16 protein-coding genes and 2 pseudogenes are annotated in these 20,815 nt (G+C 72.3%); 14 read left to right on the top strand and 4 right to left on the bottom strand.

The genetic code is table 11. The annotated features are described in order from the left end of the window. Window positions 1–44 precede the first annotated feature (44 nt). From K7B10_RS12805 to K7B10_RS12760, 10 genes and pseudogenes are all read left to right on the top strand, one after another. Complete coding sequence (locus tag K7B10_RS12805; protein WP_229336214.1) at window positions 45–1,490, top strand: aldehyde dehydrogenase family protein; 1,446 nt, start codon at window positions 45–47, stop codon at window positions 1,488–1,490. A 153-nt stretch (window positions 1,491–1,643) separates the two neighbouring features. After that, on the top strand, window positions 1,644–3,578 hold the full coding sequence (locus K7B10_RS12800; protein WP_229336213.1) for an acyl-CoA dehydrogenase family protein: 1,935 nt from the start codon (window positions 1,644–1,646) through the stop codon (window positions 3,576–3,578). A 91-nt stretch (window positions 3,579–3,669) separates the two neighbouring features. After that, window positions 3,670–5,028, top strand: a complete 1,359-nt coding sequence (locus tag K7B10_RS12795; RefSeq protein ID WP_229336212.1) for a hypothetical protein — start codon at window positions 3,670–3,672, stop codon at window positions 5,026–5,028. Between the two features lie 20 nt (window positions 5,029–5,048). After that, window positions 5,049–6,302: a 1-deoxy-D-xylulose-5-phosphate reductoisomerase gene (gene dxr / locus K7B10_RS12790; protein ID WP_229336211.1), complete on the top strand. Its 1,254-nt coding sequence runs from the start codon at window positions 5,049–5,051 to the stop codon at window positions 6,300–6,302. Beyond that, window positions 6,299–7,600 (top strand): M50 family metallopeptidase, encoded by a 1,302-nt coding sequence (locus K7B10_RS12785; RefSeq protein ID WP_229336210.1) that lies wholly within the window; start codon window positions 6,299–6,301, stop codon window positions 7,598–7,600. Before dxr ends, K7B10_RS12785 begins: the two co-directional genes overlap by 4 nt. 185 nt (window positions 7,601–7,785) lie before the next feature. Then, window positions 7,786–8,943 (top strand): flavodoxin-dependent (E)-4-hydroxy-3-methylbut-2-enyl-diphosphate synthase, encoded by a 1,158-nt coding sequence (ispG, locus tag K7B10_RS12780; protein ID WP_229336209.1) that lies wholly within the window; start codon window positions 7,786–7,788, stop codon window positions 8,941–8,943. 172 nt (window positions 8,944–9,115) lie between these two features. Then, a complete protein-coding gene (locus K7B10_RS12775) occupies window positions 9,116–9,961 on the top strand; it encodes a GNAT family N-acetyltransferase (protein ID WP_229336208.1) in 846 nt (281 codons plus the stop codon). A gap of 101 nt (window positions 9,962–10,062) precedes the next feature. Further along, window positions 10,063–10,635, top strand: coding sequence for a GNAT family N-acetyltransferase (locus tag K7B10_RS12770; protein WP_229336207.1), 573 nt, complete (start codon window positions 10,063–10,065; stop codon window positions 10,633–10,635). 42 nt (window positions 10,636–10,677) lie between these two features. Further along, complete coding sequence (locus tag K7B10_RS12765; protein ID WP_229336206.1) at window positions 10,678–12,378, top strand: proline--tRNA ligase; 1,701 nt, start codon at window positions 10,678–10,680, stop codon at window positions 12,376–12,378. 114 nt (window positions 12,379–12,492) lie between these two features. After that, window positions 12,493–12,585 (top strand): annotated as a pseudogene (locus K7B10_RS12760) (3-deoxy-7-phosphoheptulonate synthase); the annotation flags it as partial. 20 nt (window positions 12,586–12,605) lie between these two features. Here K7B10_RS12760 and K7B10_RS12755 read toward each other — a convergent pair. The 4 genes and pseudogenes from K7B10_RS12755 to K7B10_RS12740 all read right to left on the bottom strand — a co-directional run. After that, window positions 12,606–13,407: pseudogene (locus K7B10_RS12755) on the bottom strand (slipin family protein); the annotation flags it as partial. Window positions 13,408–13,467: 60 nt separating this feature from the next. After that, entirely contained in the window at window positions 13,468–14,370 is a 903-nt protein-coding gene (locus K7B10_RS12750; protein WP_229336205.1) for an aminoglycoside phosphotransferase family protein, read from the bottom strand. A gap of 16 nt (window positions 14,371–14,386) precedes the next feature. Then, entirely contained in the window at window positions 14,387–14,845 is a 459-nt protein-coding gene (locus tag K7B10_RS12745) for a ferritin-like domain-containing protein (RefSeq protein WP_229336204.1), read from the bottom strand. Then, window positions 14,842–15,444 (bottom strand): hypothetical protein, encoded by a 603-nt coding sequence (locus K7B10_RS12740; RefSeq protein ID WP_229336203.1) that lies wholly within the window; start codon window positions 15,442–15,444, stop codon window positions 14,842–14,844. Before K7B10_RS12740 ends, K7B10_RS12745 begins: the two co-directional genes overlap by 4 nt. 113 nt (window positions 15,445–15,557) lie before the next feature. On the opposite strand from K7B10_RS12740, the gene rimP reads away from it, so the two are divergent. The 4 genes from rimP to infB all read left to right on the top strand — a co-directional run bounded on the left by rimP (window position 15,558) and on the right by infB (window position 20,751). Next, complete coding sequence (gene rimP / locus K7B10_RS12735) at window positions 15,558–16,055, top strand: ribosome maturation factor RimP (RefSeq protein WP_030859760.1); 498 nt, start codon at window positions 15,558–15,560, stop codon at window positions 16,053–16,055. 2 nt (window positions 16,056–16,057) lie between these two features. Further along, window positions 16,058–17,068 (top strand): transcription termination factor NusA, encoded by a 1,011-nt coding sequence (gene nusA / locus K7B10_RS12730; RefSeq protein ID WP_229336202.1) that lies wholly within the window; start codon window positions 16,058–16,060, stop codon window positions 17,066–17,068. A 118-nt stretch (window positions 17,069–17,186) separates the two neighbouring features. Further along, window positions 17,187–17,474 (top strand): YlxR family protein, encoded by a 288-nt coding sequence (locus K7B10_RS12725; protein ID WP_229336201.1) that lies wholly within the window; start codon window positions 17,187–17,189, stop codon window positions 17,472–17,474. A gap of 148 nt (window positions 17,475–17,622) precedes the next feature. Continuing rightward, entirely contained in the window at window positions 17,623–20,751 is a 3,129-nt protein-coding gene (gene infB / locus K7B10_RS12720) for a translation initiation factor IF-2 (RefSeq protein ID WP_229336200.1), read from the top strand. Window positions 20,752–20,815 lie beyond the last annotated feature (64 nt).

The raw sequence follows: 20,815 nt of genomic DNA, 5'->3' as shown, positions 1-20,815 counted from the left end.
GGGGGGACAAGGACCCCGCACACACTCGAAGGGCCGGGATTCGCATGACTTCCACCCACGCCTTCTGGCTCGCCGGCCGCCAGGCCACCGGCGAGGACAGCTTCGACGTCCACTCCCCGTGGGACAACCGGCTCGTCGGCACCGTCAGCGTGCCCACCGACGCCCAGGTCGAAGAGGCCGTGGCCGCGGCGTACGCCGTGACGGCCGAGTTCTCCGCGACTCCCGCCCACGTCCGTGCCGCCGCCCTGGACCACGTGTCCAAGCGGCTCACCGAGCGCACCGAGGAGATTGCCCAGCTGATCTCCGCCGAGAACGGCAAGCCCATCAAGTGGGCCCGCGGTGAGGTCGGCCGTGCGGTGTCCGTGTTCCGCTTCGCCGCCGAAGAGGCCCGCCGCTTCAACGGCGGAGAGGCCCAGCGCCTGGACACCGACGCCGGTGGCGTCGGCCGTCTCGCCCTGACCCGCCGCTTCGTCAAGGGTCCGGTCCTCGGCATCGCGCCGTTCAACTTCCCGCTGAACCTGTGCGCCCACAAGGTGGCCCCCGCCATCGCCGTCGGCGCGCCGATCATCCTGAAGCCGGCCCCGGCCACCCCGCTCTCCGGCCTGATCCTGGGCGAGCTGCTCGCCGAGACCGACCTCCCGGCCGGTTCCTGGTCGGTCCTGCCGGTCGCCAACGACAAGATGCCGGCCCTGGTGAAGGACGAGCGCCTGCCCGTCATCTCCTTCACCGGCTCCGACAAGGTCGGCTACGCCATCCAGCAGTCGGTGCCCCACAAGCACTGCACCCTGGAGCTCGGCGGCAACGCCGCCGCGGTGGTCCTGGACGACTGGTCCTCCGAGGCCGACCTCGACTGGGCCGCGACCCGTATCGCGACCTTCTCGAACTACCAGGCCGGCCAGTCCTGCATCTCCGTGCAGCGCGTGATCGCCGACGCCTCCGTCTACGACCGCCTCGTCGAGAAGGTCGTCGCGAAGGTCCAGGCCCAGGTCACCGGCGACCCGAACGACGACGCCACCGACGTCGGCCCCCTCGTCTCCGAGGACGCCGCCAAGCGCGTCGAGTCCTGGGTCGACGAGGCCGTCTCGGCCGGAGCCAAGCTGCTGACCGGCGGCAAGCGCGAGGGCGCCTCGTACGAGCCCACCGTCATCGCGGACCTGCCCGCGGACACCACCCTCGCCGTCGAGGAGGTCTTCGGGCCGGTGCTGACGCTGACGAAGGTCGAGAACACCGACGAGGCCTTCGCCGCCGTCAACGACTCGAAGTTCGGCCTGCAGACCGGCGTCTTCACCCGGAACATCCAGACCGCGTTCCGCGCCCACCGCGAGCTCGAGGTCGGCGGCGTGATCGTCGGCGACGCGCCGTCCTACCGCGCCGACCAGATGCCGTACGGCGGCGTCAAGCAGTCGGGTGTCGGCCGCGAGGGTGTCCGCTACGCGATGGACGACTACACGTACGAGCGAGTCCTGGTCCTGACCGGCCTCGACATCTGATTCCCGTACCGCCAAAAAGCCGACGGCCGGAGCCCACTGTGCGGGGGCTCCGGCCGTCCCCCTTTTCCCACGGGCCCGGATTGGGTACGACTCACAGGTAGCACCGGCCAGTAGGCCGATCCCACCGACTCCGGCGGCGAGGTGAGTCCCCTCATGTCCGCAACACAGCCCAAGGTGACCGAGCGCGAGGCACGGCAGGTCGCGGAAGCAGCCCGGGAACAGGACTGGCGCAAGCCCAGCTTCGCCAAGGAACTCTTCCTGGGGCACTTCCGGCTCGACCTGATCCACCCGCACCCGATGCCGGCGGACGAAGACGTCCGGCGCGGCGAGGCCTTCCTGGCCCGGCTGCGGGCGTTCTGCGAGACCGAGATCGACGGCGCGCGCATCGAGCGCGAGGCGCGGATCCCCGACGAGACCGTGCGCGGGCTCAAGGAGCTCGGCGCCCTCGGCATGAAGATCGACCCCAAGTACGGGGGCCTGGGCCTCACCCAGGTGTACTACAACAAGGCGCTGGCCCTGGTCGGCTCCGTCAGCCCCGCCATCGGCGCCCTGCTCTCCGCACACCAGTCGATCGGCGTCCCGCAGCCGTTGAAGATGTTCGGCACGCAGGAGCAGAAGGAAACCTACCTGCCGCGCTGCGCGACCACCGCCATCAGCGCCTTCCTGCTCACCGAGCCGGACGTCGGCTCCGACCCGGCGCGCCTGGCCACCACCGCCGTGCCCGACGGCGAGGACGCGTACGTCCTCGACGGGGTGAAGCTCTGGACCACCAACGGGGTCGTCGCGGACCTGCTGGTGGTGATGGCCCGCGTACCGAAGTCGGAGAACCACCGCGGCGGGATCACCGCCTTCGTCGTCGAGGCCGATTCCCCCGGGATCACCGTCGAACACCGCAACGCCTTCATGGGCCTGCGCGGCCTGGAGAACGGTGTGACCCGCTTCCACCGGGTCCGGGTGCCCGCGGCGCAGCGCATCGGTGCCGAGGGCGCCGGGCTGAAGATCGCGCTGACCACGCTGAACACCGGCCGGCTGTCGCTGCCCGCCATGTGCGTCGGCGCCGGGAAGTGGTGCCTGAAGATCGCCCGCGAATGGTCCGCCGTGCGCGAGCAGTGGGGCCGTCCGGTCGCCCGGCACGAGGCCGTCGGCGCCAAGATCTCCTTCATCGCCGCCACCACCTTCGCCCTCGAGGCCGTCGTCGACCTGGCCTCCCAGATGGCCGACGAGGACCGCAACGACATCCGCATCGAGGCCGCCCTCGCCAAGCTCTACGGCAGCGAGATGGCCTGCCTGATGGCCGACGAGCTCGTCCAGATCCGCGGCGGCCGCGGCTTCGAGACCGCCGAATCGCTGGCCGCCCGCGGTGAGCGCGCCGTCCCCGCCGAGCAGATGCTGCGGGACCTGCGGATCAACCGGATCTTCGAGGGCTCCACCGAGATCATGCACCTGCTGATCGCCCGCGAGGCCGTCGACGCCCACCTGTCGGTCGCCGGCGACCTCATCGACCCCGAGAAGGACCTCGGCGACAAGGCCAAGGCCGGGGCCCGCGCCGCCGGGTTCTACGCCCGCTGGCTGCCCAAGCTGGCCACCGGCCCCGGCCACGTTCCCGGCACGTACCGGGCCTTCCACCCGGGCGGCCACCCCGACCTCTCCGTCCACCTGCGCTACGTCGAGCGCAGCGCCCGCAAACTCGCCCGCTCCACCTTCTACGCCATGTCCCGCTGGCAGGGCCGGATGGAGACCAAGCAGGGCTTCCTCGGCCGGATCGTCGACATCGGCGCCGAACTCTTCGCCATGAGCGCGGCCTGCGTGCGCGCCGAGCACCTGCGGGCCTCCGGGGAACACGGCCGCGAGGCCTACCAGCTGGCCGACGCCTTCTGCCGGCAGTCCCGGATCCGCGTCGAAGAGCTCTTCGGCCGGCTCTGGTCCAACACCGACGAACTGGACCGCAAGGTCGTCGCGGGCGTCCTGTCCGGCACCTACACCTGGCTCGAGGAAGGCGTGCTCGACCCCTCCGGCGACGGCCCCTGGATCGCGGACGCCACTCCCGGCCCGTCGACTCACAAAAACGTGCACCGTCCCCTCCGCTGACCTGAGAGGATCGACCTCAGGCGCACTGATGTACGGGTGCACGGGTACGGGTGGGCGTACGCCCACCGGCACGAGGGCAAGGCGGGCAGCGATGTCGACGGCCGTGGAAGACCGGGACAGCCGGCGGCTGGCCTGGTGCGTGGCGCACGTCCTGCGCCACGCACCGGACCACATCGCCCTCGACCTGCTGGGCCGGCTCGACGGGCCGACCCGCAAGTACCTGTGCCGCGACGAGTGGCTCCCCGCCTCCGCCGTCACGCTGCTCCTGCGCCACGGCAGCGAGGCGGACCGCCACTTCATAGCCCGCAACCCCCGCGTCGTCGGGCGGCCCCTGCCCGGGCTGCCCGGCCCCGCCCGGTACGCCCGCCGCCGGACCCCGCCCGGACTGGCGCCCGTCCTGCGGGCCGAGCTCGGCCGGGACCCCGCCGACGGCGCCCTCACCACCGCGGAGCTGATCGGCCTGCTGCGCAGGCACGGCGTGCGCAGGCCCCGCGTCGCCCTCGACGTCCTGCGGCTCCCGTACGTACTCGACCCGGGCGAGCTGGCCGCCGAGCACGCCCGGCAGGCGTTGCCGCCCGGCGCCGTCGAGGCGCTCCTGCTCGCCGCGGAGCTCCCCGAGGAGACCGTGGGGGCGCTGCTCGCCACCCCCGCCGCCGAGCGGGACGGACGCTCCTGGCACCGGCCCGCCGTCCGCGCCGTCCGGATGGGCCGGCTCACCCACGAGGAGCTCGTCGCCCGCGTGGCCCCGGCCCGCCACACGCTGCTCCTCGGCCACCTGCCGCCCGGCCCGGGCCTGCGCTGGACCCTGCCCGAACAGGCGGGGATGCGGACGGCCGTCACCCGGGCGCTGACCCCGCTGGGGGACGACCCCCGGCTGTGGTCCGAACTGCTGCGGCACGCCCCCGGCTTCGCGGGGCCGCTGCCGGAGCTGGTGGCCGCCGTGGTCGCGGGAAGCCCGCCCGGACCGCGGAGCCCGGCCGCGGGCTCCGCCGCAACCTCCGGGACCGGGCCCGACGGGGCCCTCGCGCGGGCCGTACGCCACCTGGCCCCGACCGCCGCCGAGCCGGTGGCCGGGGGAGTGGAGCGGGAACTGGCCCTGGCCAGCCTCGCCGTGCCGATGGAGACCGTCCAGGAGGACATCCGCTGGGTGCGGGACTGCCTGGACCGGGGCCTGCTCACGGGCGCCGACGTGGTCCGGCACAAGCTGCCCGCCTGCTGGGCCCTGGACGAGGACCACTGGCTCGGTGACGTGGACCACCCCGACCGCCACGACCGCCCCGGGGCCGTGCTCGCCGCCCGCGCCGAGGCGGACCGGCTGTTCGCCCTGGCCCTCGGCGAGGACCCGCAGGCCTGGTGGAGGGTGGCCCGTACCCTCCCCGACTTCGCCGGGACGCTCCCGCACCTGCTGCTGCGGGTCACCGACGGGGACTCCGTGTCCACGCGCCCCTGAGTTGCGGCAACAATGGGGGCATGAGCGACCGCCCAGCCCCCCTTGCCGATCCGCACCTCCTCTTCGACCCCGCGGCCGGCCGGCGGGACATCGTCATCCTCGGATCCACCGGGTCCATCGGGACCCAGGCCATCGACCTCGCCCTGCGCAACCCGGACCGGTTCCGGGTGACCGCCCTGTCCGCCGCCGGCGGGCGCGTCGGGCTGCTGGCCGAGCAGGCCCGGCAGCTGCGGGTGAACACCGTGGCCGTCGCCCGCGAAGACGTCGTACCGGCCCTGAAGGAGGCCCTGAACGCCCAGTACGGCGCTTCGGAGCCGCTGCCCGAGATCCTGGCCGGGCCCGACGCGGCGACCGATCTCGCCGCGTCCGAGTGCCACACCGTCCTCAACGGCATCACCGGTTCCATCGGCCTCGCGCCCACCCTCGCCGCGCTGCGGGCCGGCCGGACCCTGGCCCTCGCCAACAAGGAGTCGCTGATCGTCGGCGGCCCGCTGGTCAAGGCCCTCGCGAAGCCCGGCCAGATCATCCCGGTCGATTCCGAGCACGCGGCCCTCTTCCAGGCCCTCGCCGCCGGCACCCGGGCCGACGTGCGCAAGCTCGTGGTCACCGCCTCCGGCGGCCCCTTCCGCGGCCGTACCCGCGCCGAGCTGGCCGGAGTCACCGTCAAGGACGCCCTCGCGCACCCCACCTGGGCCATGGGCCCGGTGATCACCATCAACTCTGCGACGCTGGTCAACAAGGGGCTGGAGGTCATCGAGGCGCACCTGCTCTACGACATCCCCTTCGACCGCATCGAGGTCGTGGTCCATCCGCAGTCCTACGTCCACTCGATGGTGGAGTTCTCCGACGGCTCCACGCTCGCCCAGGCCACCCCGCCGGACATGCGCGGACCCATCGCGATCGGCCTCGGCTGGCCCGAGCGCGTCCCGGACGCGGCCCCCGCGTTCGACTGGACCAAGGCTTCGACCTGGGAGTTCTTCCCGCTGGACACCGAGGCCTTCCCCTCGGTCGGCCTGGCCCGGCACGTGGGCACCCTGGGCTCCACCGCCCCCGCCGTGTTCAATGCGGCGAACGAGGAGTGCGTCGAGGCGTTCCTGGCCGGTCGGCTGCCGTTCACAGCAATCATGGATACGGTCTCTGCCGTGGTCGATGAGCACGGGACGCCGGACGCGGGAACTTCCCTGACGGTCGCGGACGTCCTCGAAGCGGAGACCTGGGCCAGGGCCCGGGCACAGGAGATGGCGGCCCGGGCCGCCGTGGAGGCGCGCGCATGACAGCACTCATGACGGTGGTCGGAATACTCATCTTCGTATTCGGTCTGCTCGTCTCCATCGCGTGGCACGAGCTCGGCCATCTCTCCACGGCCAAGCTCTTCGGCATCCGCGTGCCCCAGTACATGGTCGGTTTCGGCCCGACCATCTGGTCGCGGAACAAGGGCGAGACCGAGTACGGGATCAAGGCCATCCCGATGGGCGGCTACATCCGCATGATCGGGATGTTCCCGCCCGGCGAGGACGGCAAGGTGACCGCCCGGTCGACCTCGCCGTTCCGCTCGATGATCGAGGACGCGCGCTCGGCGGCGTACGAGGAGCTCCAACCCGGCGACGAGACGCGGCTGTTCTACACGCGCAGGCCGTGGAAGCGCGTGATCGTGATGTTCGCGGGCCCGTTCATGAACCTGGTGCTGGCGCTGGCGATCTTCTTCGGCGTCTGGATGAGCTTCGGCATCAGCCAGACGACCACGCAGGTCGCGAACGTCTCGCCGTGCGTCATCCAGCAGAGCGAGAAGCGCGAGGTCTGCAAGGCGGGCGACCCGGTCGCCCCGGCCAAGGCCGCCGGGCTGCAGGCGGGTGACCGGATCGTGGCGTTCAACGGCCACAAGCTGACCGACTGGGCCGCCCTGCAGAAGCAGATCCGCGACACCGTCGGTCCCGCCACCGTCACGGTCGTGCGCGGCGGGCAGCAGCAGACCCTCCCCGTCAACCTGATCGAGAACAAGGTCGCCAAGACCGACGGCCACGGCGGGTACGTCAAGGGCGAGTACGTGACGGCCGGCTGGCTCGGCTTCACCCCGAAGAGCGAGATCGCCCCGCTGTCCTTCGGCCAGTCCGTGGACCACATGGGCGAGGTCGTCGACAACAGCGTCCAGGGGCTGCTCAAGCTGCCCGCCAAGATCCCGGCGCTGTGGAACGCGGCCTTCGGCGGGGCCGAGCGCGAGCCCGACTCCCCGATGGGCATCGTCGGCGCGGCCCGGATCAGCGGCGAGATCGCCACCCTGGACATCCCGGCCGAGCAGCGGCTGGTGTTCTTCCTCCAGCTCGTCGGGTTCTTCAACCTCTCGCTGTTCCTGTTCAACATGCTCCCGCTGCTGCCGCTGGACGGAGGGCACATCGCGGGCGCCCTGTGGGAGTCCGTCCGGCGCACCGTGGCGCGCGTGTTCCGGCGCCCCGACCCCGGCCCGTTCGACGTGGCGAAGCTGATGCCGGCCGCTTACGTGGTGGCCGGAGTCTTCGTCTGCTTCACGCTGCTCGTGCTCGTGGCCGACGTGGTGAACCCGATCAAGATCACCTAGTACGCCCGCACCCGTACGGGACGTACAGGAGCCGTGGGGGAGCCGGGCACGCTTCGTGCCCGGCTCCCTACGTTCGGGTGTTCCGGCCCCTCGGATGCGTGAGCGTCCCCGTGATTGGCGTAATCTCGAAGCCTGGAGCCCGCCGATCTCGGGACCTTGATCCACACCTTGGGGTTGCACAGCAGATGACTGCCATCTCACTCGGAATGCCGGCCGTGCCGACGAAGCTTGCCGACCGCAGGGTCAGCCGCAAGATCCAGGTCGGCTCGGTGGCCGTCGGCGGCGACTCACAGATCTCGGTGCAGTCGATGACGACCACCAGGACCTCCGACATCGGCGCCACGCTCCAGCAGATCGCAGAGCTGACCGCCTCCGGCTGCGACATCGTGCGCGTGGCCTGCCCGACGCAGGACGACGCCGACGCGCTCGCCGTGATCGCGAAGAAGTCGCAGATCCCGGTCATCGCCGACATCCACTTCCAGCCCAAGTACGTGTTCGCCGCGATCGACGCCGGCTGCGCCGCCGTCCGCGTGAACCCGGGCAACATCAAGCAGTTCGACGACAAGGTCAAGGAGATCGCGCGGGCCGCCAAGGACGCGGGCACCCCGATCCGGATCGGCGTCAACGCCGGCTCCCTCGACGCGCGACTGCTCAAGAAGTACGGCAAGGCCACCCCCGAGGCGCTCGTCGAGTCCGCGCTGTGGGAGGCCTCCCTCTTCGAGGAGCACGGCTTCAGCGACATCAAGATCTCGGTCAAGCACAACGACCCGGTCGTCATGGTCAACGCCTACCGCCAGCTCGCCGCCCAGTGCGAGTACCCGCTGCACCTCGGCGTCACCGAGGCCGGCCCGGCCTTCCAGGGCACCATCAAGTCCGCCGTGGCCTTCGGCGCGCTGCTCTCCGAGGGCATCGGCGACACGATCCGCGTCTCCCTCTCGGCCCCGCCGGTGGAGGAGATCAAGGTCGGCATCCAGATCCTGGAGTCGCTGAACCTCAAGCCGCGCCGCCTGGAGATCGTCTCCTGCCCGTCCTGCGGCCGCGCCCAGGTGGACGTGTACAAGCTGGCCGAGGAGGTCACGGCGGGCCTCACGGGCATGGAGGTCCCGCTGCGCGTCGCGGTCATGGGCTGCGTCGTGAACGGCCCGGGCGAGGCCCGCGAGGCCGACCTCGGCGTCGCCTCCGGCAACGGCAAGGGCCAGATCTTCGTGAAGGGCGAGGTCATCAAGACCGTTCCCGAGTCGAAGATCGTGGAGACCCTCATCGAAGAGGCGATGAAGATCGCCGAGCAGATGGAGAAGGACGGCGTCGCCTCCGGCGAGCCCACCGTCGCCATCGGCGTCTGAGCACGGCGGTCGCCCGGGCCCTGCGCCCGGCACCCCGCACGCATCGGCCCCGGCCCCGTTCCCGCAGCTCGCGGGCGGGGGCCGGGGCTTTTTCGTGACCCGTGGGACCAGGCATCCTCCGGTGACGGCGGGTACAGTGCGGAGATCAGCAGACTTGTATGGTGAGGCCCCAGTGTTGACGCAGACCACCACCCGGGTCCTTGAGCCCAGTGATCTCGACGCCGCCCTCGAAGTCCTCGGACGCGAGCCGGTCGCGAACGCCTTCGTCACCTCCCGGGTCCAGGTCGCCGGTCTCGACCCGTGGCGCCTGGGCGGCGAGATGTGGGGCTACTACACCGACGGCCGGCTGCGCTCCCTGTGCTACGCCGGCGCCAACCTGGTCCCCGTCTGCGCCGACACGGACGCCGTCCGGGCCTTCGCCGACCGGGCCCGCCGCACCGGCCGCCGCTGCTCCTCCATCGTCGGCCCCGCCGAGGCCACCCGGCTGCTGTGGCGGCTCCTGGAGCCCAGCTGGGGACCAGCCCGCGACGTCCGCTCCCACCAGCCGCTCATGGTCACCGAGCAGTCGTCCGCCGAGGTGCGTCCCGATCCGCTCGTGCGCCGGATCCGCAAGGACGAGATGGACGTGATCATGCCGGCGTGCGTGGCCATGTTCACCGAGGAGGTCGGCGTCTCGCCGATGGCGGGCGACGGCGGGCTGCTCTACCAGGCCCGGGTCGCGGAGCTCGTCGGCACCGGACGCTCCTTCGCCCGCGTCGAGGACGGCAAGGTCGTCTTCAAGGCGGAGATCGGCGCCGCGACCGCCCGTGCCTGCCAGATCCAGGGCGTGTGGGTCGATCCCGAGTTCCGCGGCCGCGGGCACTCCGAGACCGGGATGGCCGCGGTCGTCGACTTCGCGCTGCGCGACGTCGCTCCCGTGGTCAGTCTCTACGTCAACGACTTCAACACGGCGGCCCGCGCCGCCTACCGCCGCGTCGGCTTCCGCGAGGTGGGCGCGTTCATGAGCGTGCTGTTCTGAACGCGCCGCACGCACGGCCCGCCCCCGGGAGGCCTCACCGGCCCCGCGCGGGTGCGGGGGCCGTACGGACGCCGGCGCCGGACGCCCAGTAAGGTCGCGGCATGCTGCCTACCCCCGAGGGCGACGGCCCCGACCGGCCCGCCGGACTCCGCATCGCTCCCCTCGACCTCGCCGACCGCGTGGACGAGGCCCTGCGCGTGCAGGCCGTGGCCTTCGGACTCAGCCCCGAGGAGGTCGGCATCCGGCGCTACATCGTGCAGCGCCACATGACCTGCCGCGGAGCCCGCGCCCTCGGCGCGTTCACCGAGGACGGCGCCCTCGCCGGGTTCGTGTACGGGATGCCGAACGACCGGGCGTACTGGTGGTCCTCCGTCGTCGAGCCGTACCTGCGGTCCGAAGGCGTCGACGGATGGCTCGACCACTCCTTCGTGATCACCGAGCTGCACGTCCACCCCGGCTTCCAGGGCCGCGGCGTCGGCCGCACCCTCATCACCCGGCTCACCGACGCCGCTGAGGAGCCCCGCTCCATCCTCTCCGCCATCGATACCGAGAGCCCGGCCCGCGGACTCTACCGGGCCCTCGGCTACACGGACCTGGCCCGCCAGGTGCACTTCCCGAGTGCCAGCCTCCCGTACGCCGTGATGGGCGCCCCGCTGCCACTGCGCCGGCCCTGAAACGGTTTCCGGGGCGCCGGGCACCCCCGGTAGCCTCCCGACATGTCATCGCAACACGTGCAGCGCATGTCCCGCCTCATGGCCAAGACCCTCCGCGAGGACCCGGCCGACGCCGAGACCCTCAGCCACCGGCTCCTCGTCCGCGCCGGATACGTCCGCCGCAGTTCCGCCGGCGTGTGGACCTGGCTGCCGCTCGGCAAGAAGGTCCTCGACAACGTCTCCCGCATCGTCCGCGAGGAGATGGACGCGATCGGCGCCCAGGAGGTGCTGCTCCCGGGGCTGCTGCCGAAGGAGCCGTACGAGGTCAGCGGACGCTGGTCGGAGTACGGGGACCTGCTCTTCCGGCTCAAGGACCGCAAGGGCGCGGACTACCTGCTCGGCCCCACCCACGAGGAGATCTTCACCCTCGTGGTGAAGGACCAGTGCACGTCCTACAAGGACCTGCCGGTCATGCTGTACCAGATCCAGACCAAGTACCGCGACGAGGCCCGGCCGCGGTCCGGCGTGCTGCGCGGCCGCGAGTTCCAGATGAAGGACTCGTACTCCTTCGACGTGAGCGACGAGGGCCTCGCCGAGTCGTACGCCCTCCACCGGGCCGCCTACCAGCGCATCTTCGAACGCCTCGGCCTGGACCACCGCATCGTGTCCGCGGTGTCGGGCGCGATGGGCGGCTCGGCGTCGGAGGAGTTCCTGGCGCCCGCGCCGGCCGGCGAGGACACCTTCGTCGACTGCCCGTCCTGCGACTACGCGGCGAACACGGAGGCCGTGACCTTCGCGCTGGCCCCGGTGGACGCCGAACACCCCGCCATCGAGGAGGTGGACACCCCCGACACCCCGACGATCGAGACCCTCGCCGCGCACCTCGGCGTGCCCGCTTCGGCGACGCTGAAGAACCTCCTGGTGAAGGTCGACGGCGAGATCACGGCCGTGGGCGTACCCGGTGACCGGGAGGTGGACCTCGGCAAGCTCGGGGAGCATCTGGCCCCCGCCGTCGTGGAGTTGGTGACCGCCGAGGACTTCACCGACCGCCCCGACCTGGTACGCGGCTACGTGGGCCCGCAGGGTCTCGGCAAGGTCCGCTACCTCGCCGACCCCCGCGTGGCGCCCGGCACTTCGTGGGTGACGGGCGCCAACCGCGCCGACACGCACGCCCGGAACGTGGTCTGCGGGCGGGACTTCGAGGTGGACCAGTACCTCGACGTGGTCGTCGTCGAGCCGGGCGACCCCTGCCCGCGCTGCGGCGCCGGGCTCCGGCTGGACCGCGCGATCGAGATCGGGCACATCTTCCAGCTGGGCCGCAAGTACGCGGACGCCTTCGGGCTCGACGTGCTCGGCCGGGAGGGCAAGCCGGTGCGGGTCACCATGGGTTCGTACGGCATCGGCGTCTCGCGGGCGGTGGCCGCACTGGCCGAACAGACCGCGGACGAACGGGGGCTGGCCTGGCCGGCGGCGGTGGCCCCGGCCGACGTCCACGTCGTGGCGGCGGGCAAGGCCGTACCGCTCGCGCTGGCGGAGCGGGCGGCCGAGGCCCTCGCGGGGGCCGGGCTGCGGGTCCTGCTGGACGACCGCCCGGGCCTGTCCCCGGGCGTGAAGCTCACGGACGCGGAACTGATCGGCGTCCCGTGGATCCTGGTGGCGGGCCGCCGCTCCGCCGACGAGGTGGTCGAACTCCAGCACCGCGCCACGGGCACGCGCGAGGAACTCCCCCTGGCGGACGCCCTCGCCCGCCTGACGGCGGCCTGATCCGCCTCCCGTCGCCCGGCCCGCGGTCAGTCCGCTTCCGGCTCGCCGGGGCCGGGGCCCGGGCCGGGTTCGGGGCCCGGGTCCGGACCGGTGACCGGGGGCGGGGGCGGGGTCGACGACGTGCTCGACGAGGTCAAGGGCTTCTTCGAGGTCCACAAGGCCCTGGGCACGCACCCGGGCGGCATCCACGTCGAGCTCACCGGTGACCGGGGGCGGGGGCGGGGGCGGCGCGGGGGCCGCGGCCGGCTCCGCCCCGCCCGGCGCCGGGGTCGGGGCCGCGCGCTCAAGGAAGCGCAGGAGTTCCACCGGGAACGGCAGGACCAGCGTGGAGTTCTTCTCCGCGGCCACCGCCACCACTGTCTGCAGCAGCCGCAACTGCAGCGCCGCCGGCTGCTCCGACATGACCGCCGCCGCCTCGGCCAGCTTCTTCGAAGCCTGCAGTTCGGCATCCGCGTTGATGACGCGCGCCCGCCGTTCGCGGTCCGCCTCCGCCTGCCGCGCCATCGACCGCTTCATCGTCTCCGGCAGCGAGACGTCCTTGATCTCGACCCGGTCGATCTGCACGCCCCAGCCCACCGCCGGGCTGTCGATCATCAGCTCCAGCCCCTGGTTCAGCTGCTCCCGGTTGGACAGCAGATCGTCCAGGTCCGATTTTCCGATGATCGAGCGCAGTGAGGTCTGCGCCATCTGCGAGACCGCGAAGCGGTAGTCCTCGACCTCGATGATCGCGTTCGCCGGGTCCACGACCTTGAAGTAGACGACCGCGTCCACCCGCACCGTGACGTTGTCCCGCGTGATGCCCTCCTGCGCGGGCACCGGCAGCGTCACGATCTGCATGTTCACCTTCCGCATGCGGTCGACGAACGGGAGGATCATGGTGAAGCCGGGCCCCCGGACCCCTTGCCGCAGGCGGCCGAAGCGGAAGACCAAGCCCCGCTCGTACTGCCGCACCACGCGTGCGGCCACACCCGAGTACACCGCGATTCCCGCGGCCGCCGCGAGTCCCGCTGTCAGCAGTTCCTGGAGCATGACGGCCTCCTGCGGGGCGCCGACCGCAATCCACGAGGCACCCCGTATCTACGGTATGCCCTACAACCAGGTCGCGAATTCCAGCAGCAGCTCCGCCTCCCGGCGCCGCCCCGCGGCCAGTGCCCGGTTGCCGGACTCCACCGCGCGGAACAGCGTCCAGCCCCGCAGCCGGTCCCGGTCCACCTCCAGGGAGTCGGCCAGCTTGTTCACCCGGCGCCGGGCCCCCGCCGCCCCCGCAGAAGAGGCGACCTGGTCCTCCAGCCGGTCCCGGACCAGCCGCGCCAGGTCGTACGCACGGTCCCCGACCAGCGGATCGGGCCCCACCGCCAGCCACGGCGCGCGCTCGCCCGCCAGTACCTTGCCCTGCCGGAAGTTCCCGTGCAGCAGCAGCTCCTCACCGGGCAGCGCGGTCAGCTCCTCCCGGACCGCGAGCGCCGAGGAGGCCAGCGCCCCGGCCTCCGGCGGAGCCTTGCGCAGGAGCTCCGCCTGCTGCGCCGTACGCTCGGCCACCGTCTCGAACGGGTGCCGGGCCGGCGGGGTCACCCACAGCCTGCGCAGCGTCCCGCACGCCTCCAGCAGGGCCTTCGCCTCCGGGAGGGAGCGCAGTGAGACCTCCGGGTGGAGCCGCTCCAGCAGCAGCGCCCCGTCCTCCTCGTGGTGCCGGGTGTCGAGGACCCGTACGGCACCGAAACCGCCCCAGTGCGCCAGCGCGGCCAGCTCCCGGTCGGGCCGGGCCTGCGGGGGAGCCAGCTTCAGCGCGGCCGGCGTCCCGTCGGCGTAGTGGACGAGGAGGACCAGACTGCTCCGGCCGCCGGGGGCCTGCACCCGCTGGACCCGCACCCCACGCCGGGCCGGCGCCTCCTCGGCGAGCCGGGGCAACTGCCCCAGCCAGTCCGCGTTCTGCGCCGAATCCGGCGTCTCGCCGAGCGCCCGTACGAGCCGCTGCGGCGGTTCGAAAGCCATGCGTGCGTGATCCCTTTCAGCTGGTCCGGGCTCGTTCTCCGCGTTCAGTGAGCCCAGGGAAGGCTACGCCGACCCCGCGCCAGCGTGCCGCGCGGAGGGCCGCGGCGCTCAGCGCGTCGGCCGCCTCGCGGCGCAGCCGGCCATCCGCCGCCCGCACCAGATCGGAGTACGCGCCCGCCACCCGGTCCTCGATCTCGGCGGCCAGCCGCTCGGCGTCGGCCGGGGTGCGCACCTCGAAGGGCAGCGCGTACGCCGCCTCCGCGGGCCGCGGCGCACCGCCCATCTCGCGCACCGTCCGGGCGAGCGCGTCCCGGCGCGAGAGGTGGCCGCCGTACGCCTCGCGGGCCTCGGCCGACCGGCCGGCGGCGGCCCGGGCGCCGATGACCCCGTAGCCGTAGGCGGCCGCGTGCTCGGCGGCGAGCGCGGCCTGCGCCGCCTCCAGGGCGCGGCTCGCGGAGGAGGGTTCGGGGGTCACGGCTTGTCTCCCTGGGGCGAGGTCAGCAGGTAGGCGTGGACGGCGCCGCAGGCGGCCACCGAGGCCAGCAGCCGGGCCAGCTCCCCGGGCGCCCCGGCGAGGGTGACGGTCCGCGCCTCGGCGAGGCTCCGCTCGGCGTCCGCGAGGGCGGTCAGGGCCTCCTCGGGCTTCGGCGGCACGGGATCGGCGCTCGGCACGGGGGCGCCGGCCGCGGCGGACGAGGGCGACGCGGACGGCGGGGCGGAGCCCGGGGTCCTGCCCGTCGCGGCGTCCGCGGAGGCGAGCGCCCCCGCGTGCGCGGCGACCGCGGAGCGCAGCGGGGCGAGGCGCGCGGCCAGGGCCGGATGGGCGGCGGCCGTGGCGTCGTAACGTTCCAGCAGCCGTTCGCTCTCCCGAACGGCCGTCTCGCGCATCCGCCGTTCGAGTGGAACACCGCCACCGGTGTCCGGCGAGCCGCCTCCGTCGGAGCACCCGGTGAGCAGCGCGGCGCCGGCCACGCCGGCGGCGCCGGCGAGCAGGCTCCTGCGAGAGGGCCGCGAAGGCGGAGTCCAGGGCACGGAGACGTCCTCGAAAGTGGTGGCGGGGCAGGGTGTGATCACCGTACCCGGGGCTCCGTCTCCACGACGGACGGCAACACCCTCCGCGACCGGATACCCTTTGACCTGACACGCGACGTAAACACAACAGCACACGCGGCCGAGGAGTCACCCGGATGAGCACCACCCAGAGCGACAGGCTGCGCGGATTGCTGGAGCCGCTCGTCGCCGCCAAGGGCCTGGATCTCGAGGACATCGAGATGTCCAAGGCCGGCAAGCGCCGGATGCTGCGCATCATCGTGGACTCCGACGAGGGCGTGGAACTGGACGCGTGTGCCGAGCTGAGCCGTGAGGTCTCCGACAAGCTCGACGAATCCGACGTGATGGGCGAGGACGAGTACGTCCTCGAGGTGAGCTCGCCGGGCGCCGACCGCCCGCTGACCGAGCACCGTCACTACGTACGGGCGATCGACCGCCTCGTGAAGTTCCAGCTCGCCGAGGGCGGGGAACTGATCGCCCGCATCCTCGACGTGGACGACGAGGGAATGGACCTGGAGGTCCCGGGCGTGAAGGGCCGCAAGGCCACCGCCCGCCGCATTGCTTTTTCCGACATCGCCAAGGCGCGGGTCGAGATCGAGTTCAACCGCAAGGACAAGAAGGAAGAGGAGGCGTAGCCGTGGACATCGACATGAGTGCCCTGCGGGGTCTGGTCCGGGAGAAGGAGATCTCCTTCGACCTGCTCGTCGAGGCGATCGAGTCGGCCCTCCTCATCGCGTACCACCGCACCGACGGAAGCTTCCGGCGGGCGCGCGTGGTGCTCGACCGCACCAACGGCCACGTCGTCGTGTGGGCGACGGAGGACCCGCGGGACCTGGAGGAGGGGCAGGAGGCCAAGGAGTTCGACGACACCCCGTCGGACTTCGGCCGGATCGCCGCGACGACCGCCAAGCAGGTGATCCTGCAGCGTCTGCGCGACGCCGAGGACGACCTGACCTTCGGCGAGTTCGCCGGCCGCGAGGGCGACGTCATCACCGGCGTCGTCCAGCAGGGCAAGGACCCCAAGAACGTCCTCGTCGACATCGGCAAGCTGGAGGCCATCCTGCCGGTGCAGGAGCAGGTCCCCGGTGAGGAGTACACGCACGGCCTCCGCCTCAAGGCGTACGTCGTACGGGTGGCGAAGGGTGTCCGCGGTCCGTCCGTGACCCTGTCGCGCACCCACCCCAACCTGGTGAAGAAGCTCTTCGCGCTGGAGGTCCCGGAGATCGCGGACGGCAGCGTCGAGATCTCGGCGATCGCCCGCGAGGCCGGCCACCGCACCAAGATCGCCGTACGGTCCACCCGCTCGGGGCTCAACCCCAAGGGCGCCTGCATCGGCCCGATGGGCGCCCGTGTGCGCAACGTCATGGCCGAGCTGCACGGTGAGAAGATCGACATCGTCGACTGGTCGGACGACCCGGCGGAGATGGTCGCGAACGCGCTGTCACCCGCCCGGGTGAGCAGGGTCGAGGTCGTCGACTGGGACTCGCGCTCCGCCCGGGTGACCGTGCCCGACTACCAGCTGTCGCTGGCCATCGGCAAGGAGGGCCAGAACGCCCGCCTCGCCGCGCGGCTCACCGGCTGGCGCATCGACATCCGCCCCGACACCGAGGTGTCCCCCGACGCCGACCGGGCCCGGGGCGGGGAATAAATCCGTACCGGTCGGAGCTGTCCGGCCGGTAGACAGGATCAAGACAGCAGATCTCGACAACATCCGTTCGATTTTTCGCCCGAAGGGGTGAGGTCGGTGCGGGGAGGTAGACTTAGGCGTGTCTGGCCGGACGCAAGCCCGCGCATGCCCCGAACGCACCTGTGTGGGGTGTCGGGAGCGAGCGGCCAAGAGCGATCTGCTGCGCATCGTGGCGGTCGGGGACGAATGCGTCCCCGATCCACGCGGTACGCTGCCCGGCCGGGGCGCCTATGTGCACCCTGCCGTGGTCTGTCTGGACAAGGCGGTCCGTCGCAGAGCGTTCCCCCGGGCCCTTCGGTCCCCGGGAGCACTCGACACGACCGGACTGAGCAAAGCCGTGGCCGTCGTGGCCGAGGCGACACCGTAAGAAGTAGTACGGCACGGATACCCCGTGCGGTCAGGTACCTCGCGAGTTGGAAGTAGGTCGAGATTGCGATGAGCACTCGATGAGTACGCGATGAGTACGCCCATGAAGTAGCGACGGTCCGGCGTAACCCGGACCTAAAAGGAGCGAAGTGGCTAAGGTCCGGGTATACGAACTCGCCAAGGAGTTCGGAGTTGAGAGCAAGGTCGTCATGGCCAAGCTCCAGGAACTCGGTGAGTTCGTCCGTTCGGCGTCCTCGACGATCGAGGCGCCGGTTGTACGCAAGTTGACTGACGCACTGCAGGGGCCCGGCGGCAGCGCCGGCAAGTCCGCTGCGAAGCCGGGCGCGCCCCGCAAGGCCGCGCCCGCCAAGCCCGGGGTTCCCACCCCGGGTGCCGTTGCACGTCCCGGTGCGCCGAAGCCCGGTGCACCGGCCCCCAAGCCGGCCGCTGCCGAGGCTCCGGCCGCGGCTGCCCCGGTGACCCCGGCCGCCTCCGGCCCGCGTCCCGGCCCGAAGGCCCCGGCCGCCCCGAAGCCCGCTCCGGCGGCTCCCGTGGCGACCGAGTTCTCCGCGCCTCCGGCGGCCCCCGCCGCCCCGGCGCGCACCGAGCGTCCCGCCGGTCCCGGCGCGACCCCCGGCCCGCGTCCGGCGCAGCAGCGTCCCGCGGCCCAGGGCGGCCAGGCAGGCGCCCGTCCCGGCGCTCCGCGCCCGGCCGGCACCGCCCCCGGTCAGGGACAGCGTCCCGCCGGTCCCGGTTCCCAGGCCCCGCGTCCGCAGGGCGCCCGTCCGGCCGGTCCCCGTCCGGGCAACAACCCGTTCACCTCTGGTGGCTCCACCGGCATGGCGCGCCCGCAGGCGCCCCGTCCGGCCGGCGCTCCCCGTCCCGGTGCCCCCGGCGCCGGCGCTGGCCAGGGTGCTCCCCGCCCGCAGGGTGGTCCCGGTGGCGCTCCGCGTCCGCAGGGTCCCGGTGCGGGTCGTCCGACCCCGGGTGGCATGCCCCGTCCGCAGGGCGGCGCCCCGCGTCCCGGTGGTGCTCCCGGCGGTAACCGTCCGAACCCGGGCATGATGCCGCAGCGTCCCGCTGCCGGTGGTCCCGGTCCCCGTCCCGGTGGCGGCCCCGGTGGCCGTGGTCCCGGTGCCGGTGGCGCGCGTCCCGGTGGCGGCGCCGGTCGTCCCGGTGGCGGCGGCTTCGCCGGCCGTCCGGCCGGTCCCGGCTCGCGTCCCGCGGGCGGCGGCGGCTTCGGCGGCCCGCGTCCGGGTGGCGGCGGCTTCGGCGGCGGCCCGGCCGGCGCCGGTGGCGGCGGTCGTCCCGGCTTCGGTGGCCGTCCCGGCGGTCCCGGTGCCCGTGGTGGCACGCAGGGTGCCTTCGGCCGTCCCGGCGGGCCCGCCCGTCGCGGTCGCAAGTCGAAGCGTCAGAGGCGCCAGGAGTACGAGGCCATGCAGGCCCCGTCGGTCGGCGGCGTGATGCTGCCCCGCGGCAACGGCGAGACCGTTCGCCTGTCGCGCGGTGCTTCGCTCACCGACTTCGCGGAGAAGATCAACGCCAACCCGGCGTCGCTCGTCGCCGTGATGATGAACCTCGGCGAGATGGTCACCGCCACGCAGTCCGTCTCCGACGAGACGCTCGAGATGCTGGCCGGCGAGATGAACTACCAGGTTCAGATCGTCAGCCCGGAGGAAGAGGACCGCGAGCTCCTCGAGACCTTCGACATCGAGTTCGGCGAGGACGAGGGCGGCGAGGAATACCTCATGCCGCGTCCGCCGGTCGTCACCGTCATGGGTCACGTCGACCACGGTAAGACCCGTCTGCTCGACGCCATCCGCAAGACGAACGTCGTCGCGGGCGAGGCCGGTGGCATCACGCAGCACATCGGTGCGTACCAGGTCTCCACCGAGGTCAACGACGAAGAGCGTCGCATCACCTTCATCGACACCCCGGGTCACGAGGCGTTCACCGCCATGCGTGCCCGTGGTGCCAAGTCGACCGACATCGCGATCCTCGTGGTCGCCGCCAACGACGGCGTCATGCCGCAGACGATCGAGGCGCTGAACCACGCCAAGGCCGCCGGCGTCCCGATCGTCGTCGCGGTCAACAAGATCGACGTCGAGGGTGCCGACCCGGTCAAGGTGCGCGGTCAGCTCACCGAGTTCGGTCTGGTCGCCGAGGAGTACGGCGGCGACACGATGTTCGTCGACATCTCCGCCAAGCAGGGTCTGCACATCGACTCCCTGCTCGAGGCCGTCGTCCTCACCGCCGACGCCTCGCTCGACCTGCGCGCCAACCCGGAGCAGGACGCTCAGGGTATTGCGATCGAGTCCCACCTCGACCGCGGCCGCGGTGCCGTCGCCACCGTCCTCGTCCAGCGCGGTACCCTCCGCGTCGGCGACACGATGGTCGTGGGCGACGCCTACGGCCGAGTGCGCGCCATGCTCGACGACAAGGGCAACAACGTCGAGGAAGCGGGTCCGTCGACCCCCGTCCTGGTCCTGGGTCTCACCAACGTCCCCGGCGCCGGCGACAACTTCCTCGTCGTCGACGAGGACCGCACCGCCCGTCAGATCGCCGAGAAGCGTGCTGCGCGTGAGCGCAACGCCAACTTCGCCAAGCGCGTCCGCCGGGTGTCCCTGGAAGACCTCGACTCGGTCCTCAAGGCCGGTCTGGTCCAGGAACTCAACCTCATCATCAAGGGCGACGCGTCCGGTGCGGTCGAGGCCCTCGAGTCCTCGCTGCTCCAGCTCGACGTCGGCGAAGAGGTGGACATCCGCGTCCTGCACCGCGGTGTGGGTGCGGTCACCGAGTCCGACATCGCCCTGGCGATGGGCTCCGACGCCATCGTCATCGGTTACAACGTCCGTGCGGCCGGCCGTGCCGCGCAGATGGCGGACCGCGAGGGTGTCGACGTCCGCTACTACTCGGTGATCTACCAGGCCATCGAGGAGATCGAGGCGGCCCTCAAGGGTCTGCTCAAGCCGGAGTACGAAGAGGTCGAGCTCGGTACGGCGGAGGTCCGCGAGATCTTCCGCTCGTCCAAGCTGGGCAACATCGCGGGTGTTCTCATCCGCTCCGGCGAGGTCAAGCGCAACACCAAGGCGCGGCTCCTGCGCGATGGCAAGGTCATCGCCGAGAACCTCACCATCACCGGTCTGCGCCGCTTCAAGGACGACGTCACCGAGATCCGCGAGGGCTTCGAGGGTGGTATCAACCTCGGTTCCTTCAACGACATCAAGATCGACGACGTCATCGCGACGTACGAGATGCGCGAGAAGCCCCGCGCGTAAGCGCGAGGCGGTTCGTACCGTGTCGTAAGCCCGGGGCCGGTCGGCGGAATATCCGTCGATCGGC

Origin of the sequence: Streptomyces flavotricini (genome assembly GCF_020639365.1) — a bacterium.
Lineage (GTDB): Bacteria > Actinomycetota > Actinomycetes > Streptomycetales > Streptomycetaceae > Streptomyces > Streptomyces flavotricini.
The sequence above is the reverse complement of the archived record's forward strand: the minus strand, read 5'-3'. Positions and strand labels throughout refer to the sequence as shown.